Origin of the sequence: Streptomyces sp. NBC_00310 (assembly GCF_036208085.1) — a bacterium.
Lineage (GTDB): Bacteria > Actinomycetota > Actinomycetes > Streptomycetales > Streptomycetaceae > Streptomyces.
Window position 1 is genome coordinate 1,395,181 of record NZ_CP130714.1, and the last position, 15,536, is coordinate 1,410,716.

13 protein-coding genes and 3 pseudogenes are annotated in these 15,536 nt (G+C 72.3%); 5 read left to right on the plus strand and 11 right to left on the minus strand.

Annotation, left to right across the window (positions count from 1 at the left end):
• The first annotated feature begins 205 nt into the window (after positions 1-205).
• Positions 206-1,298 (plus strand): annotated as a pseudogene (locus OG202_RS06130) (IS630 family transposase).
• On the opposite strand, the gene OG202_RS06135 reads toward OG202_RS06130, so the two are convergent.
• The 5 genes from OG202_RS06135 to OG202_RS06155 all read right to left on the minus strand — a co-directional run bounded on the left by OG202_RS06135 (position 1,295) and on the right by OG202_RS06155 (position 5,161).
• Complete coding sequence (locus OG202_RS06135) at positions 1,295-1,645, minus strand: ArsR/SmtB family transcription factor (RefSeq protein ID WP_326584772.1); 351 nt, start codon at positions 1,643-1,645, stop codon at positions 1,295-1,297. The pseudogene OG202_RS06130 and the gene OG202_RS06135 overlap by 4 nt on opposite strands.
• Positions 1,646-2,266: 621 nt before the next feature.
• Positions 2,267-2,686: an ATP-binding protein gene (locus OG202_RS06140; protein WP_327731050.1), complete on the minus strand. Its 420-nt coding sequence runs from the start codon at positions 2,684-2,686 to the stop codon at positions 2,267-2,269.
• Positions 2,683-3,093: a pyridoxamine 5'-phosphate oxidase family protein gene (locus OG202_RS06145; protein ID WP_326584770.1), complete on the minus strand. Its 411-nt coding sequence runs from the start codon at positions 3,091-3,093 to the stop codon at positions 2,683-2,685. Before OG202_RS06145 ends, OG202_RS06140 begins: the two co-directional genes overlap by 4 nt.
• Complete coding sequence (locus OG202_RS06150) at positions 3,090-4,823, minus strand: SulP family inorganic anion transporter (RefSeq protein ID WP_328222456.1); 1,734 nt, start codon at positions 4,821-4,823, stop codon at positions 3,090-3,092. The genes OG202_RS06145 and OG202_RS06150 overlap by 4 nt, the downstream gene beginning before the upstream one ends.
• Complete coding sequence (locus tag OG202_RS06155; RefSeq protein ID WP_328222458.1) at positions 4,820-5,161, minus strand: ArsR/SmtB family transcription factor; 342 nt, start codon at positions 5,159-5,161, stop codon at positions 4,820-4,822. Before OG202_RS06155 ends, OG202_RS06150 begins: the two co-directional genes overlap by 4 nt.
• Before the next feature lie 147 nt (positions 5,162-5,308).
• Between OG202_RS06155 and OG202_RS06160 the strand changes: the two genes are divergently transcribed.
• Positions 5,309-5,668: a zinc ribbon domain-containing protein YjdM gene (locus tag OG202_RS06160; RefSeq protein ID WP_326584767.1), complete on the plus strand. Its 360-nt coding sequence runs from the start codon at positions 5,309-5,311 to the stop codon at positions 5,666-5,668.
• A gap of 302 nt (positions 5,669-5,970) precedes the next feature.
• On the opposite strand, the gene OG202_RS06165 is transcribed toward OG202_RS06160, so the two are convergent.
• Together OG202_RS06165 and OG202_RS06170 are read right to left on the minus strand one after the other, a co-directional pair.
• Complete coding sequence (locus OG202_RS06165) at positions 5,971-6,813, minus strand: methyltransferase domain-containing protein (RefSeq protein WP_328222459.1); 843 nt, start codon at positions 6,811-6,813, stop codon at positions 5,971-5,973.
• The gene (locus OG202_RS06170; RefSeq protein ID WP_328222460.1) at positions 6,810-7,292 is read right to left on the minus strand and encodes a glycosyltransferase; all 483 of its coding nucleotides are present in this window, start codon (positions 7,290-7,292) and stop codon (positions 6,810-6,812) included. The genes OG202_RS06165 and OG202_RS06170 overlap by 4 nt, the downstream gene beginning before the upstream one ends.
• Positions 7,293-7,406: 114 nt before the next feature.
• On the opposite strand from OG202_RS06170, the gene OG202_RS06175 reads away from it, so the two are divergent.
• Together OG202_RS06175 and OG202_RS06180 are read left to right on the plus strand one after the other, a co-directional pair.
• Positions 7,407-8,126: a response regulator transcription factor gene (locus OG202_RS06175; RefSeq protein ID WP_328222461.1), complete on the plus strand. Its 720-nt coding sequence runs from the start codon at positions 7,407-7,409 to the stop codon at positions 8,124-8,126.
• Entirely contained in the window at positions 8,116-9,228 is a 1,113-nt protein-coding gene (locus OG202_RS06180) for a sensor histidine kinase (protein WP_328222462.1), read from the plus strand. Before OG202_RS06175 ends, OG202_RS06180 begins: the two co-directional genes overlap by 11 nt.
• 122 nt (positions 9,229-9,350) lie before the next feature.
• Here OG202_RS06180 and OG202_RS06185 read toward each other — a convergent pair.
• The 4 genes and pseudogenes from OG202_RS06185 to OG202_RS06200 form a co-directional block, all read right to left on the minus strand.
• Positions 9,351-9,464: pseudogene (locus OG202_RS06185) on the minus strand (NAD-dependent epimerase/dehydratase family protein); the annotation flags it as partial.
• Positions 9,465-9,512: 48 nt separating this feature from the next.
• Positions 9,513-9,773: pseudogene (locus OG202_RS06190) on the minus strand (molybdopterin-dependent oxidoreductase); the annotation flags it as partial.
• A gap of 302 nt (positions 9,774-10,075) precedes the next feature.
• Positions 10,076-12,781 (minus strand): LuxR C-terminal-related transcriptional regulator, encoded by a 2,706-nt coding sequence (locus OG202_RS06195; RefSeq protein WP_328222463.1) that lies wholly within the window; start codon positions 12,779-12,781, stop codon positions 10,076-10,078.
• A 113-nt stretch (positions 12,782-12,894) separates the two neighbouring features.
• Positions 12,895-14,607, minus strand: coding sequence for an IlvD/Edd family dehydratase (locus tag OG202_RS06200; protein WP_328222464.1), 1,713 nt, complete (start codon positions 14,605-14,607; stop codon positions 12,895-12,897).
• A 49-nt stretch (positions 14,608-14,656) separates the two neighbouring features.
• Between OG202_RS06200 and OG202_RS06205 the strand changes: the two genes are divergently transcribed.
• On the plus strand, positions 14,657-15,481 hold the full coding sequence (locus OG202_RS06205; RefSeq protein ID WP_326584759.1) for an IclR family transcriptional regulator: 825 nt from the start codon (positions 14,657-14,659) through the stop codon (positions 15,479-15,481).
• Positions 15,482-15,536: the final 55 nt, after the last annotated feature.

The following is a 15,536-nucleotide window of genomic DNA, read 5'->3' on the forward strand; positions in this document are numbered from 1 at the left end:
TGATGCGTCGCTCATGACCGCTCATGATCAGCAATTAACCATCGCTGTCGGGGACGAAGATCGCGGGCTTCACGCTGCCCGTCGGGAAGGTGGCCGCCTCCCTCGCAGCAGAGCGCCGTCCGACGCCCAGGACACGGCCACCGGTCACGAGGCCGTCGCTAGTGTTCTGAGTCGGGAATTCTGTTCAGATGTATAGGCTTGCTCCATGGCACGGACGGGGCGGCCGAAGGCCGAGTTGACACTGTCGGACGAAGAACGGGCCGCACTCGAGGAGTGGGTGCGGCGACGTTCCACGCCGCAGGCATGGGCGTTGCGGTGTCGGATCATCCTGGCCTGCGCCGAGGGCGCCTCGAACAAGGACGTGGCTGCTCAGCTCGGTTCCACACCCCATGCGGTGGGCCGCTGGCGGGCCCGGTTCGTGCAGTACCGGATCGCCGGTCTGGGTGACATGCCGCGTCCGGGCGGCCCAAGGACCGTGACGGACGAGCAGGTCGCCGCGGTAGTCACCAAGACGCTGGAATCCACTCCGAAGAACGCAACGCACTGGTCGACGCGGTCGATGGCGAAGGAGACGGGCCTCTCGCAGTCGTCGGTTTCACGGATCTGGCGGGCCTTCGGCCTGCAGCCGCACCGGTCGGAGACCTTCAAACTGTCGACCGATCCGTACTTCGTCGACAAGGTCCACGATGTCGTCGGCCTTTACCTGGACCCGCCCGAGCGGGCCCTGGTGTTCTGCGTCGACGAGAAGTCGCAGATCCAGGCCCTGGACCGATCCCAGCCCGTGCTGCCAATGATGCCCGGGGTTCCCGAGCGGGTGACCCACGACCACGTCCGCGCCGGCACCACCACCCTGTTCGCCGCCCTCGAGGCCGCCACCGGCAAAGTGACCGGCTCCCTGCACCGCAGACATCGGGCTGAGGAGTTCAAGAAGTTCCTCACCAAGCTCGACAAAGAGGTGCCCGCCGACCTGGATGTCCACCTCATCTGCGACAACTACGCCACCCACAAGACCCCCGCCATCAAGAAGTGGCTGCCGGGCCCACCCCCGCTTCCACCTGCACTTCACACCGACCGGCTCGTCCTGGCTGAACCTCGTCGAGCGATGGTTCGCCGAACTGACCAACAAGCAGATACGGCGCGGCGTTCACAGGTCCGTCCAAGCCCTGGAGAAGGACATCCGCAACTGGATCGCCGCCTGGAACACCGACCCGAAGCCCTACGTCTGGACGAAGACCGCAGACGAGATCCTCGAACGCCTCGCCAGTTATCTGAACAGAATTCCCGACTCAGAACACTAGGACGGCGGTTCGGCCTCCGCCTGGGCGGTCCGCAGATCGGCGAGCAGCTCGGCCTGTCCCGCCAGTACGCCGGACAGGATGGTGCGCGCCACTCGCAGCAACTCCGCCACGTGCGGACTGGTCAGGGAGTAGTAGACGGCCGAGCCTTCCTTCCGGGTCACCACGAGGTTCGCCCGGCGCAGCACCGCGAGCTGCTGCGACAGATGCGCCGGCTCGATCCCCACCACGGGCAGCATCTCCGCGACCGCGTGCTCACGCTCGCTCAGGAGTTCCAGGACCCGGATGCGCGCCGGATGCCCCAGCGTCTTGAAGAACTCGGCCTTCAGTTGGTATAGCGGCGTACTCATCGTGCCACCCCCTCCCCCACGGAACAGCGCGGCCGTATCGGCCGTTCCTCGGCGCATCGAATCCACCCACTCGTCACACACATGCTGCCCATCCTCGCCCGCGACACCGGAGGCGCCGAATCCGTGCTTGGGAACCGGAACCCGACGCAGCCACCGCAGCAGACCCCATGATGATGACCTAAGCAATTGCTAAGATAAGCAACTCCATACATTATGCGAGGGAGGCCTGCGTGAGAATCATTCCGCTGCGTGGCGCGAGCGTCGTCTGGCTCAAGTGCCCCGCCTGCCGAATGAAGTGCCGTCCTGCGGCGGTCGGCGCGAACGGACGATGCCCACGGTGCGGCGCCGCCCGCATGGTGAAGCTGTCCTTCGGTGACCGGGCGGCCGCCCCCGCGCCGGACGCCGACCACAGCTGATCCTCTTTGCTTCACGTGTGATCAGCGCCGTGATGTCGCCGTGGCCTGGAACGACGTCAGCCGGGCCGGTCGTCGGCTGAGCATGTGTCCGCGGCCCAACCGGTTCACGACGCATCAGTCGAGAGCAAGCGGCCTGGGGAACATTCCGCGGGGCCCCGACCCCCGCTGACACCGGTCAGCTTCCTCGCACAGTCAGCCTGTTGGTTCAGAGCGGGAGAGAGATCCAGATGCTCTTGCCCTTGCCGTCGGCGTCCCCCCGGACGACCGCGGTGCCGCCCAGACCGCAGGTGAGCTCCATGACCGTGCCCAGACCGCCGACCCCGGTGACCGCGCCGAACAGGGACGGCTGGTAGGGGTGGCGGTCGTGGACGGCGAACGCCAGACAGTCCTTGCCGGCCGCGTAGATGACGGTCACCTCCGGGGAGAGCACCGCGGCGTGCCGGACGCTGTTGGTGACCAGCTCGCCGAGAATCAGCAGAGCCGGTCCGATGGCCGGATGGCGCAGGCTTATGCCCCACTCGACCAGGGCCTGCTCGGCGGTCTCCCGGGCCAGGCGGACCGCGGAGGGCATCATCGGCAGCGTGAGCACATGGCGGTAGGGCAGGGCTTCGAGCTGGGTACTCATCCCACCTCCGCGCGGGCGAGCCGGAATCCGCTCACCGTCTTGGGATTCAGGCGCAGCAGCGTGTCGTGCGGGCCGTGGGTCCAGCCGGGCAGCGTGCGCTGGTAGTGGGCGGCTTCATCGCGGTCGGTTATCACTGTGGTCGGCCCGGCGACGGTGACGGTCCAGCCGGTGCCGGCCACTGCCCGGATCTCGTCCACCTGGTACGTCGCCGTCGTCGGAATCGCGAACGCCGGGACGGGGGCACGCATCACCACGCGGCCGAACTCCCAGGTGTGGCGGCCGGGCCGGACGACGGTCAGGTCCCGGTGCGTGTAGACCAGTCGCCCCAGCGCGCTGCCCTCCAGCAGCCACAGTGCCTCGGCACCGGAGACCTCGACCATGCGCAGGGGTACGGGCGACATGCTCATCCGACGGTTTCCTCTTCTTCCTCGCTGATCGGCCGGTGCTTCCGGGCGGGGAGGGGCGGCACGACCCCTGCGTACTCCAAATAGGCGCGAGCACCCTCGATCGCCTCGGGCGTGGTGGCGTACTCGCCGCCCTCCCGGCACAGCAGCTCCAGCGCGCCGACCGAGTACAGAGCCTGGCGCTGGCCCGGTCGTATCCCGGAAGCCATGACGACGACGCCGCGTCGGTTGAGCTTGTCGACCGTGTCTTTGAGGACGAGGGCGCCGGTGGCGTCGATGGTGGTCACCCGGGACATGCGCAGGATGACGACGCGCACGTCGGCGACCTCGGCGAGTTCGAGGAGGAAGCGGTGCGCGGCGGCGAAGAACAGCGGCCCGTCGATGCGGTACGCCACGATGTGCTCGGCCAGCAGCGCGTGTTCCTCGGCGCTGTGGTCAGCCCGGTCAAGGGGTACCTGGTCCAAGCGGGCTTGTTTGGCCACGGCGCGCAGGGCCAGGGCGCCCGCCACGACCAGGCCGATGATCACGGCGTAGACCAGGTCCAGGGCCAGGGTCGCGACGGCGGTCAGTACGAGGATCAGCGCGTCGGAGCGGGTCGCCTTCGCCATCGCCCGCAGCGAGCCGACCTCGATCATGCGGATCGCCGTGGCGAGCAGCACGCCGGCGAGGGCGGCCAGCGGGATCTTCGAGACCAGAGGCGCCGCCGCGAAGACGATGACCGCGAGGATCACGGCGTGGGTGAGGGCGGCGAGGCGGGAGTTCGCGCCCGTACGGACGTTGACGGCCGTACGGGCGATGGCTCCGGTCGCGGGCACCCCGCCGAAGAGTGGGACGGCGATGTTGGCCAGGCCCTGGCCGAACAGTTCGCGGTCCGGGTCATGCTGCTGGCCGACCGTCATGCCGTCGGCCACCGAGGCGGACAGCAGCGACTCCAGCGCGGCGAGGACGGCGACCGCCACCGCCGGAGCGAGCAGCGAACTCAGAGCACCGAGATCGAGGAAGGACAGGGACGGCGCGGGCAGCCCGGACGGCAGGTCACCGATCGGCTTCGCCTCGTCCAGCCCGGCGGCCTGCGCCACCACGGTCGCGGCGATCACCGCGACGATGGAGAGCGGTACGGTCGGCCGCCACCGGGCCCCGGCCAGCATCACGACGGCGACCGCGAGCGCGAAGCCGACCGCGGTCCAGTTCGGGTGCCGGACGAACTCCTCCGCGGCCCGCCAGGTCACCACCAGGACGCGGTCGCCCTCCGGCTTGGGCACCCCGAGGGCGTTCGGCACCTGCTGCAGCCCGATCACGCACGCGATGCCGAGCGTGAACCCCTCCACGACGGGAGCGGGCACGTACTGCATGTACTTGCCGGCCTTCAGCGCCGCCAGCGCGACGAGCATCCCGCCCGCCATCAGCCCGACGGTCAGCACGCCCGACGGTCCGTGCTCGGCGACGATCGGCACGAGTACGACCGTCATCGCGCCGGTCGGCCCGGAGACCTGGAGGTTCGAACCGCCGAACAGCGCGGCGATCGCACCCGCGACCACCGCGGTCGCCAGCCCCGCCGCCGCACCCAGCCCGGAGGAGACCCCGAAGCCGAGCGCGAGCGGCAGCGCGACGACCGCCACGGTCAGCCCGGCCAGCAGGTCCCGGCGCGGGTCGCGCCGCATCTCCGCCAGATCGGCGCGGCCGGGCAGCAGCGCGGCAAGTCGGGCCCTCACCTGGCCGAACAAGGTGGTCATCGCGCGGCGGCCCCGGCTTCCCGCAGCTCGGCCAGCAGCTCGTCACGGCCGGCCAGCATCTCCGTGAGAATCCTCCGCGCGGCCGTCATCAGATCGGCGACGTCCCCGCCGGCCAGCTCGTAGACGACACGTGAGCCCTCGCGCACCGAGGCGACGATGCCCGACCGGCGCAGCATCGCCAGCTGCTGCGACAGATTGGAAGGCTCCACGTCTATGGCGGCCAGCAGGTCCCGTACCGGCAGGGGCCCGTCCTGCAGCAGCTCCAGCACCCGTATGCGCACCGGATGCCCCAGCATCCGGAAGAACTCGGCCTTGGCCTGATACAGCGGAACGGACACAACTCCTCAGCTTTCCCTCGACGACACCCACCCCGGACCACGCGAATCGGCGGTGCCCGCGGCAACCAGGTGACAGGGCACATCCCTCACAGCATCTAACCAATTGCTAAATTACGCAATTCAGCATTCCATGCGTACACTCGCCCGGTGACCGAGACCCTGCCGCCGTGCCCCGAGTGCTCCAGCACCTACGCCTACGAGATGGGCGCACTCCTGATCTGCCCCGAATGCGGCCACGAGTGGTCGCCCGCGTCCGCCGAGCCCGCGGACGCGGACGGCAGCGAGGCCAGGGTGATCAGGGACGCCGTCGGCAACACCCTCGCCGACGGCGACAGCGTCACCGTGGTCAAGACCCTCAAGGTCAAGGGCAGCCCGACCGGGATCAAGGCAGGCACCAAAGTGCGCGACATCCGCCTCGTCGACGGCGTGGACGGTCACGACATCGACTGCAGGATCGACGGCTTCGGCCCCATGCAACTGAAGTCCAGCGTGGTCAGGAAGGCCTGACCCGACACGTCAGCGCAGAGCGAGGTCCCACCCGCCCGCCGCCACCCGGGTGCCCGCGCTGATCGTCGTCCACCGGCGCTCCCCGCCGACGCCTCCAGGACCATGCAGAGTCGGCACCTCCCGCGTCCGCTGCGTCACGGGCCCGTTCGTCTCCGGTCACCCCCAGCGCGGCCGACGCGACGGCGGCCGACCCGGCCAGCACGGGACCGGTCGCGGCGCGGGCCGGGACCTTGCGGGCCGTCCGGGCCGCCGCGGCGAACAGGGGCCGGGCCACGGCGTAACCGGTCGGCAGACGGTCGGATTCACAGGTGCGCGTCGATGTGCGTCGGCTTCGGGCGGTGGAGTTCGAGGAAGGGACGGCCGGCGGCCGTCCACCGGCCGGTCAGGACCCAGCCGGTGGCGTCGGCGACGCGCAGCAGCGCGGTGGTGCCGAGACGTGCCCAGGGGAACGGCCGGCCGTGCCGCCCCCGGCCGTCCTCGACGCGGACGGTCAGGCGTTCGTCCACGTCGTGCGGGGCGGCCTCGGCCAGCAGGCAACCGCCGGGAGCGACCAGTTCTCGCAGCCGGGTGAGCAGGGCCGGCGGGTCGCCGCCGATACCGACGTTGCCGTCCATCAGCAGGGCGGTGCCCCAGCCGCCTTCCCCCGGCAGGCGGTCGAAGACGGACCGCCTCACGGCGGCGCCCCCGTGGCGCCGGGTCCGGGTGACGGCGGCCGGGCTGACGTCCGCACCCAGCGCCGGCACACCGCGGGCGGCCAGGGCGGCCACCAGACGTCCCGGCCCGCAGCCGACGTCCAGGACGGGACCGGTGCAGCGGCTCAGCACGCTGGTGTCGGCGGCGTCGGGGGGTGCGCACCAGCGCTCGACGTCCAGCGGCAGCACCTCCTCACGGAGGCCGTCCGGGTGATCAGGGGGTGACAGGCGGCGCAGGAACAGCGGGCCGCGGCCGGCGCGAAGGGCGTGGGCGTAGGGGTCGTCGGTCCACGGTTCGCCCGGCTCTCCGGGTGCGAACGGATCCGTGGGTTGTGTCGGCGTGGAGATCCGCGCCGTGCGCGCGGTAAGGGTCCGCGGCTGCGTTCCCGTTGTGGCCGGCTCTGTCCCCTCGGTTACGGCGGTGTCCAGACCGGTCGCCACCGTCCCGCTCATCGGGCGACCTCCGCGAGCGGGGCGAGGGCGGTGGTGAAGCGGGAGCCGGGCGGACAGCAGGCGGCGACCTGCGCGGCGTCGGCGGCGGTGTCCACGTCGCGCAGTACCGGCAGATCGGCCACCGCCCGTCCCGCCTCGGCCAGGCGCGACCGCTGGATCGCACCGAAGCAGTCCGTGAACATCAGCAGCAACGCGGGGTCGAGGGAGGCGTCGCCGTCGCAGAAGCGGACGACGTCGGCGGTGGCGGCGGTCAGCCCGGCGTGGCACACGGCACCGAAGCCGCGGCGGGACTCAGGGACGACGTACGCTCCGAGGTCGCGGGCGATGTCCGCGGAACCGTCGGCCGAACCGTTGTCGACGACGATCGCGCGCCGGCCGGCCGGGATCCGGTCCAGGACCCACGGCAGGGCCCCGGCCTCGTCGAGGCAGGGCAGCACCACGTCGCCCCGGGCAGGGGTGGAGGGGGAGGTCTCGATCACCCCACTCACCCTACGAACCCGAAAGGGACATAAGGGATTTGGCGATCTTACGGATCGCTGACGTCCACAGCCGCTCCCCACAGACGAGCGGACACCGGTGCGAGACTCACCAACGTGAAACGCGTACTCGTCGTGGACGACGATCCCACCGTCTCCGAGGTCGTCGCCGGCTATCTGAACCGGGCGGGCTTCGCCGTCGACGTGGCCGCCGACGGCCCCGCCGCCGTGGCCGGGGCCGCCGCGCAGCCGCCGGACCTGGTGGTGCTGGACCTGATGCTGCCCGGCATGGACGGACTGGAGGTCTGCCGTCGTATCCGGCGGGACGGCCCGCTGCCGGTGATCATGCTGACCGCGCGTGGCGACGAGGAGGACCGCATCCTCGGCCTGGAGGTCGGGGCGGACGACTACGTCACCAAGCCCTTCAGCCCCCGCGAACTGGTCCTGCGGGTGGAGTCGGTACTGCGCCGCGCCGGGGCGGTGGCGGCCGCGCGGACCGCGCCCGCCGGGGCATGGCTGCGGGCGGGGCCGCTCGCCCTGGAACCCACCGCCCGCCGCGCCACCCGCCACAACGATGAACTCGCGCTGACCATAAGGGAGTTCGATCTACTGGAGTTCTTCCTGCGCAATCCCTGGCGGGCCACGAGCCGGGAGGAACTGATGCGCCAGGTGTGGGGCTGGGAGTTCGGGGACCTGTCGACCGTGACCGTCCACGTGCGGCGGCTGCGCGGGAAGATCGAGGACGATCCGGCGCACCCCCGGCTGATCACCACGGTGTGGGGAGTGGGCTACCGCTTCGACGTCCCCGGCACGAACGGAGGCGGCGATGCTGCCTGACACCCTCCTGATCGCGTTGTACGCGGCGATCGGCGCAGCCGCCGCCGGGCTGCTCGGTACCGCCGCCCTGCGACTGCTGCGCCACCGCTCGGTCACACTGTCGCTGGCCGTTGTCGCCGCCGTCACGGTCGCGGCGATGCTCGCCGGAACGATGCTGGTGGCCTGGGCGATGTTCCTCTCCGACCACGACCTCTGGGTCGTGACGATGGTGTGCTCCATGGCGGCCGTCGTCTCACTCGCCGTCGCCCTCCTCCTCGGCCGCAGCGTCGTCAAGGGCAGCCGCGCCCTGACCAGGGCCACCCGCGCCCTCGGCGACGGCGGCAGCTTCACTCCGCCGGCCGCGGCACCCACGGCCGAACTCGCCGCGCTCAGCCGCGAGTTGGCCGCCACGAGTGCGAAGCTCGCCGCGTCCCGGGAGCGGGAGCAGGCCCTGGACGCCTCCCGCCGCGAACTGGTCGCCTGGATCTCCCATGACCTGCGTACCCCGCTGGCCGGACTGCAGGCGATGACCGAGGCGCTGGAGGACGGCATGGTCGCCGACCCGCGTGTCTACCACGCCCGGATCCGCACGGAGGTCGAGCGGATGAGCGACATGGTCGGCGACCTGTTCGAACTCTCCCGCATCCAGGCCGGCGTCCTGGCCCTGAACACCGCCCGTATGTCGGTCTACGACCTGGTCGGTGACGCCCTCGCGGGCGCCGACGCCCTCGCCAGGGAATACGGCGTCCGGCTGGTGGGCGACGGGGTCGAGCCCGTGCCGATCGAGGTCGACGGCCGCGAGATGTCCCGGGTCCTGGCCAACCTGTTGGTCAACGCCATCCGCCGGACTCCCACCGACGGCACGGTCGCCGTGTCCGCCCGCCGCGAGGCCGACAGCGTCGTCGTGTCCGTGACGGACGGCTGCGGCGGCATCCTGCCCGAGGACCTGCCTCGTGTCTTCGACACCGGCTGGCGCGGCACCGACGCCCGCACCCCGCCCGCCGGGGCCGGACTCGGCCTGGCGATCGTGCGCGGCATCGTCGAGGCCCACAGAGGACGCGCGGCGGTGAGCAACGTACCGGGTGGCTGCCGCTTCGAGGTCCACCTTCCCGCGGCTGTCTGAGCGGCCCACCGGCGCAGGGCCGGCCCTGCGCTTGCGGGGGCCCAGGAGCGCGGTGGCCGCACCGGGATGTCAGTGCGCCCGCAGCGGTGCCTTCGGCGGAGCCGTGCGGTGGGCGGCGGACGGCGGACGGCGGACGGCAGCGAGTCGAGCACGCGCACCTCGTGCCCGGCGCCGGCAAAGGCCGTGACGAGGTGCGAGCCGGTGAAGCCCGCGCCTCCAGGGCCCAGGATCAACATGCGGCCGACGCTACGGCCGCGCGTTCACCCACGGATCCCGCGGTGGGGGTCCGGCAGGATGGCAGTCCCGTTCAGGCGCAGCGCGAGCAGGGTCAGGGGCCGCGGGCGTGCTCGTGCCCCCCTCTCCGAAACCCGGTAGCCGCCCCGGGTCCGCAACGACACCACCCGCACCCACGCGTGCGGCGGGGCTCTCGCCCACTCCACCAGGTCCATGACCCGCACGCCCGTCCAGCGCGCCGACTTGCTCCACCCCTCCACGCAGGCGATCGGCAGCTCCGCCTCGTGCTGGGGCAGGGCTCGCAGGCGGGCCCGCGAACAGGCGTGAACATGGACGCTGATGGCACCTGGCACCTGGCACCTGGCACCTGGCACCCCACCGCATCGCATCGCATCGCATCGCATCGCATCGCATCGCATCGCATCGAGCCGTCGCACCGATTGTCGGCACCGACGACCTCGATCACGCGGGCCTGCCCGCGGTATGTGGTGGCCGCGGACAGGCCCGCGCGGTGGTTCAGCGCATCACGGTCACTGGCATTCGCGGCCGGTGTCGATGCACTCAACCATGGTGTTCATCAGCTGCTCGTCGAAGACCTTGACGGGCGGGCGAGTCACAGCAGCCGCAGCTCACGGGCGCGGCGTACGGCGTCGTTGCGGCGGTTCACCGACAGTTTGCGGAAGACGCTCTTGAGGTGGGTCTTGACGGTGTTCACCGACACGCACAGGTCGGCGGCGATCTCCTCGGTGGACATCATGCGGTCCAGCCGCCGCAGCACATCGCGTTCGCGGCCGCTCAGCTCCTCCACGACCGGCGGCCGGTCCTCGGGCCGGGGCGGCCCGGTACGCGACGGCGGGCCGGGGGAGCCCGGGGTGAGCCAGCCGGCCGCGAGGTCCCTGAGCGGCGCGGTGTCGAGGACGGGCCGGAGCCATCCGCCGGCTTCGGCGAAGGGCCGGCGCAGCCGCTCGCGCCGGGCCTCGTGGAGCGCCTGGGCGACGAGTCTGCGCACAGTGGCCCGGTCCCCGACGGCGTGCGCGGCGCCGGCGCGGACCAGCAGGGCCCGTACGGTCACGGCCGGGCCGGTGCGGCTCTCGGGGCGCAACCCGTCCAGCAGGTCGATCGCCGCGAGGGGCGTGCCCGCGGCGAGCCGGGCCCGCGCCTCCCCCACGGCGCACGCCGGCTGGTGGCCGGGCACGGCGTGCAGCAGTTCGGCGGCGGCCTCGGGGTGGCCTCGGGCGAGGTGGGCGGCGGAGGCGACCAGCGCCGTGTGACCCTCCGCCCAGGGTGAGGCCACGTCGGCGGTCACGGCCGGTTCCGTCGCCGCCAGGGCGGCCCGGGTGTCACCGCGGGCCAGCAGCAGACTGGCGGTGGCCAGGGCCCGGCCCGCCTCCGTCACCGGGTCCCGCGTCTCTGGCCGGGCGTCCGCCGCCGCGTCGAGGTGGGAACGGGCCAGCCGCAGCTCGTCCCGGTCGACGGCCACGGCGGCCAGGACCAGCCGTCCGATGCCGAAGCCGGACGGCTGCGGCAGGCCGTACCGCTCGGAGACGGTCAGTGCCGCCATGGCCTTGCGTTCCGCCCGGCCGAGCCAGCCGTTCAGATAGTCGATGAGGGCCAGCCGGCCGAGGGAGTCCTCACGTGGCAGTGCCGTCGACGCGCCGCCGGCGCAGTCGGCGACGAGGGACAGGGCTGCACGGGCCTCCTCGAAGCGGCCGGCCCACAGCCGTGTCGACCCCAGATGGGCCAGGAGCAGGGCGGTGAGTTCGGGGTGCTTGTCCAGGAGGTGGGCGGGGACCTGTTCGCGCAGTCTCTCGGCCGTTCCGGCCGCCAGCTCGGCCCTCTCCGGCGAGCCGGTCAGCCGGGCCGCCAGCGCCTCCAGCAGGAGACAGCTCAGCCGGGCCGCCGCCGGACCCGGTTCGTCCGCCGCCTCCGCCCGGTCCTCCTCCCCCGCCAGACTCCGTTCCGCGTGCCGCAGATGGGCCAGGCCCCGGTCGACCTCGCACCGGGAGAGCTCACGGGCCGCCCGTACGAGATCCGTGGCGGGGCTCGTGGCCTCGGGGCCCATGGGGGAGAACAGCTCGGTGAGGTCGTCGGCGCGCAGGCCCGTGAAGAGCTGACCGATGGCGAGGTCGTCGACGAGGGCGCCGGCGGTGAACTCCCAGTCCCCCGCGGCGGCCCCGTGGTCGAGCGCCTCCGCGAGGGTCCCCGAGCGGCGCAGCCACTCCGCCGCCCGCCGGTGCAGTACGGGTTCCAGGCCGGGAGAGCGCATCCGCAGATGGGCGCGGAGGATCTCCCCGAAGAGCGGGTGGAGGCGGTACCGGGTGTGCCCGAGGTCCTCGACGAAGGCGTTCCCGCGATGCAGGCCGGCCAGGATGCCCTCGGCGTCGGTGCGCTCGGTCAGCGCGTTCGCCAGCTCGGGGCAGAACCGCTCCAGGACGCTGACCCGCAGGAGGAGATCCTGGGTCTCGGGGGTCTGCCGTCTGAGCACCTCGGCGAGCAGGAAGTCGGCGACCGCCGTGCGCTCGGCCTCGAACCGTTTCAGATACGCCTCCGGATCCGGACTCTCGCGCGCCGCCAGCGCGCACAGCCGCAGGCCGGCCGCCCACCCCCGGGTGCGCTCCACGAGCGCCTCCGCGACGGCCACCGGGACCCGAAGGCCGTGCAGGCCCAGCAGTACGGACGCTTCCTCGGGCGTGAAGGCCAGCTCGGCGTTCCTGATCTCCGTCATGTCGCCGGCCGCCCGGTGGCGGTGCAGTGGCAGCAGCGGTTCGGTGCGGGTGACGAGGATCAGGCGCAGGCCGGGCGCGCCGTGGTACAGCACGAACTCCAGCTGTTCCGCGATCTCCGGGTCGGTCACCCGGTCGTACTCGTCGAGCACCACGATCACCGGCCGCTCCAGGGCGCCCAGCTCGGTGGCGAGCCGCGTCAGCAGCGTACGGTCCACGTGGCTGGCGTCGGCGGGGCACCCGATCCCGGCGGGCAGCGGCACACCGGCGGAGCGCAGCGCCTGGAGGAGGTACGCCCAGAACATGCCGGGGCCCTGGTCGCCTGCCTCGGTGGTGAGCCAGGCGACCGGCCGGTCCCGCCGCGCGGCCCAGTCGGCGACCAGCAGGGTCTTGCCGGCCCCGGCGGCCCCGTTGACCATGGTCAGCGGGGTTTTCAGGGCCTGGTCGAGGTGCTCGACGAGGCGGTTCCGCCGCAGGAACGTGGCGGGCCGGGCCGGTACGGCGAACCGGGTGCGCAGAAACGGGTCGCCCTGGGGATCGGCACACGGGACGGTAGGCCCCGAACCGCTCTTCCCGGACCCTGCCACGGCGCTCACCACCACAGGTCGTAGAACTGGGGCAGTTTTCCCCGTTCAGCATCCCAGGGTTCCTCCGCGCCTGCGCGCTGCGTCGGTCTTCGCGGCCGTTGCCGACTTTTAGGTCGAGGAGATCAGTGCGACTCGCGGCTCACCTCGGAGCCGCTGGAGCCGATGAGGAAGTCGAGGTCGGCGCCGGTGTCGGCTTGGAGGACGTGGTCGACGTAGAGGCGTTCCCAGCCGCGCCGGGGGGCGGCGAAGCCGTCGACCGTGGCGCGGTCCGGCTCCCGGCGCGCGAGGTCGTCGGCGGGGACGTCGACGTCGATGCGGCGGGCCTCGACGTCGAGGACGACGACGTCACCGGTCCGTACGAGGGCGAGGGGGCCGCCGGCCGCGGCTTCCGGTGCGACGTGCAGGACGACCGTGCCGTAAGCCGTGCCGCTCATCCGGCCGTCGCAGACGCGGACCATGTCGCGGACGCCCTGTTCGAGGAGTTTCCTCGGCAGGGGCATGTTGGCGACCTCGGGCATGCCCGGATAGCCCTTGGGGCCGCAGCCGCGCAGGACGAGGACGGAGTCGGCGTCTACGTCCAGGTCGGGATCGTCGACGCGGGCGCGGAAGTCCTCGATGGAGTCGAAGACGACGGCCCGGCCCCGGTGGCGCAGCAGGTGCGGGGAGGCGGCGGCCGGTTTGATCAGTGCCCCGTCGGGGGCGAGGTTGCCGCGCAGGACGGCGATGCCGCCCTCGGCGACCAGTGGTTCGGCGCGCGGGCGGATGACCTCGGCGTCCCAGACGGTGGCGTCGTCGAGGTGGTCGACCAGCGGCTCACCGGTGACGGTCAGCGCGTCGGGGTCGAGCAGGTCGCGGACCTCGCGCAGCACGGCGAGCAGCCCTCCGGCGCGGTGGAAGTCCTCCATGAGGAAGCGCCCGGCCGGCTGGAGGTCGACGAGGACCGGCACCCGGGAGCCGACGCGGTCGAAGTCGTCGAGGGTGAGGTCGATACCGAGGCGGCCGGCGATCGCCAGGAGATGGACGACCGCGTTGGTGGAGCCGCCGACCGCGGCCAGCGCCACGATCGCGTTGTGGAAGGACGCCCTGGTCAGGAAGGTGCCGGGCCGCCGGTCGGCACCCACCATGTCCACGGCCAGCCGACCGGTGCGGTGCGCGGCCTCCAGGAGTCGGCTGTCGGGGGCGGGGGTGCCCGCCACGCCGGGAAGCACGGTGCCGAGCGCCTCGGCCACCAGGGCCATCGTCGACGCCGTCCCCATCGTGTTGCAGTGGCCCCGGCTGCGGATCATCGCCGACTCGGAGCGGGTGAACTGCTCCTGGGAGAGCGTGCCCGCCCGCACCTCCTCCGACAGCTGCCACACACCGGTGCCGCAGCCCAACAGGCCGCCGCGGAAGATGCCGTTGAGCATCGGGCCGCCCGGGACCACGACCGCGGGGAGGTCCACCGAGGCGGCGGCCATCAGCAGCGAGGGGATCGTCTTGTCGCAGCCGCCGAGGAGCACGACCCCGTCGATCGGATTGGCCCGCAGCATCTCCTCCGTGGCCATCGCGGCCATGTTCCGCCAGAGCATCGCGGTGGGCCGCACGTTCGTCTCGCCCAGCGACACCACCGGCAGGTCCAGGGGGATGCCGCCCGCCTCGTACACGCCGTTGCGCACCGAGGCCGCGACCTCGTCCAGATGCGCGTTGCAGGGGGTCAGGTCCGAGGCGGTGTTGGCGATGGCGATCTGCGGCCGGCCGGTGAAGGCGTCACCCGGCACACCCCGCCGCATCCACGCCCGGTGGATGTAGGCGTTGCGGTCCTGTCCCCCGTACCACTGCGCACTGCGGAGCGTCACCCCGAGCCCCTTCCGGCTATCGGTACGGCGGTCTACAGTCCGGAACGCGATGAAGCATACGCAGCCGTACGAGGGATCGACAGACCTCGGTGAGGACGGCCCGACAGGTGCCGGGGGCAGCCGGCTTGTGGGATCGGACCGGGTGCTGGCGGTCCTCAAGGAGCTGGCCCGGTACCCCGGCGGGGTGGGCCTGGAGGAGCTGAACCGGGCGATCGGCAGTCCCAAGCCGACCGTGCACCGGGCGCTGGGCGCGCTGCGCCGGGCCGGGCTCGCCGACCAGGACGCCCGGGGCCGTTACGGGCTCGGCGACGAGTTCCTGCGCATGGCCTTCGCCCACCACGAGGCACGGCCCGAGCACCTGCGCGTCCGCCCGGTGCTCGAAGCGCTGGCACACCGGTTCGGCGAGACCGCGCACTACACGGTGCTCGACGGCCGTGAGGTGGTCCACCGCGCCGAGGTCGACCCGCCCGCCGGTGCCGTCCGGCTGACGTCGACGATCGGCGGGCGCAACCCCGCCCACGCGACCGCCGCCGGAAAGCTGCTGCTCGCCGGGCGGTTGACCACCCTGGAGGAGGTCGAGGCGTGGATCGGCGGCTCGCCCCTGGAACGTCGTACGCCACGGACGCCGTGCACGGCCGCCGGTCTGCACCGTGAGCTGGCGGCCACCCGAGCCCGCGGCCACGGCGTCGACGACCAGGAGACCGAGACCGGGGTCAACTGCCTCGCCCTGCCCGTGTTCCTCACCTCGCCGACGACCCCGTCCGGAGCCGTGAGCGTCAGCGCGCTGGCCTACCGGACGCCCCTGGCGACCCTGGTCGACGCGCTCGACGAGATCCGCGGCCTCCTCGGTCGCCTCGGCGAGCCGCACCGATGAGACCCCGCTGAAGACCCGGCTCACGCCCACCCCCGCCCGCTGCTGGAGAAAGACC

Excerpts from the sequence above, each read along its gene's own strand:
- OG202_RS06165 (WP_328222459.1), bottom strand. The coding sequence starts at position 6,813 with ATGAGCGGGACGGTGGCGACCGGTCTGGACACCGCCGTAACCGAGGGG.
- OG202_RS06135 (WP_326584772.1), bottom strand. The coding sequence starts at position 1,645 with ATGAGTACGCCGCTATACCAACTGAAGGCCGAGTTCTTCAAGACGCTG.
- OG202_RS06145 (WP_326584770.1), bottom strand. The coding sequence starts at position 3,093 with ATGAGCATGTCGCCCGTACCCCTGCGCATGGTCGAGGTCTCCGGTGCC.
- OG202_RS06205 (WP_326584759.1), top strand. The coding sequence starts at position 14,657 with ATGAAGCATACGCAGCCGTACGAGGGATCGACAGACCTCGGTGAGGAC.
- OG202_RS06140 (WP_327731050.1), bottom strand. The coding sequence starts at position 2,686 with ATGAGTACCCAGCTCGAAGCCCTGCCCTACCGCCATGTGCTCACGCTG.
- OG202_RS06150 (WP_328222456.1), bottom strand. The coding sequence starts at position 4,823 with ATGACCACCTTGTTCGGCCAGGTGAGGGCCCGACTTGCCGCGCTGCTG.
- OG202_RS06180 (WP_328222462.1), top strand. The coding sequence starts at position 8,116 with ATGCTGCCTGACACCCTCCTGATCGCGTTGTACGCGGCGATCGGCGCA.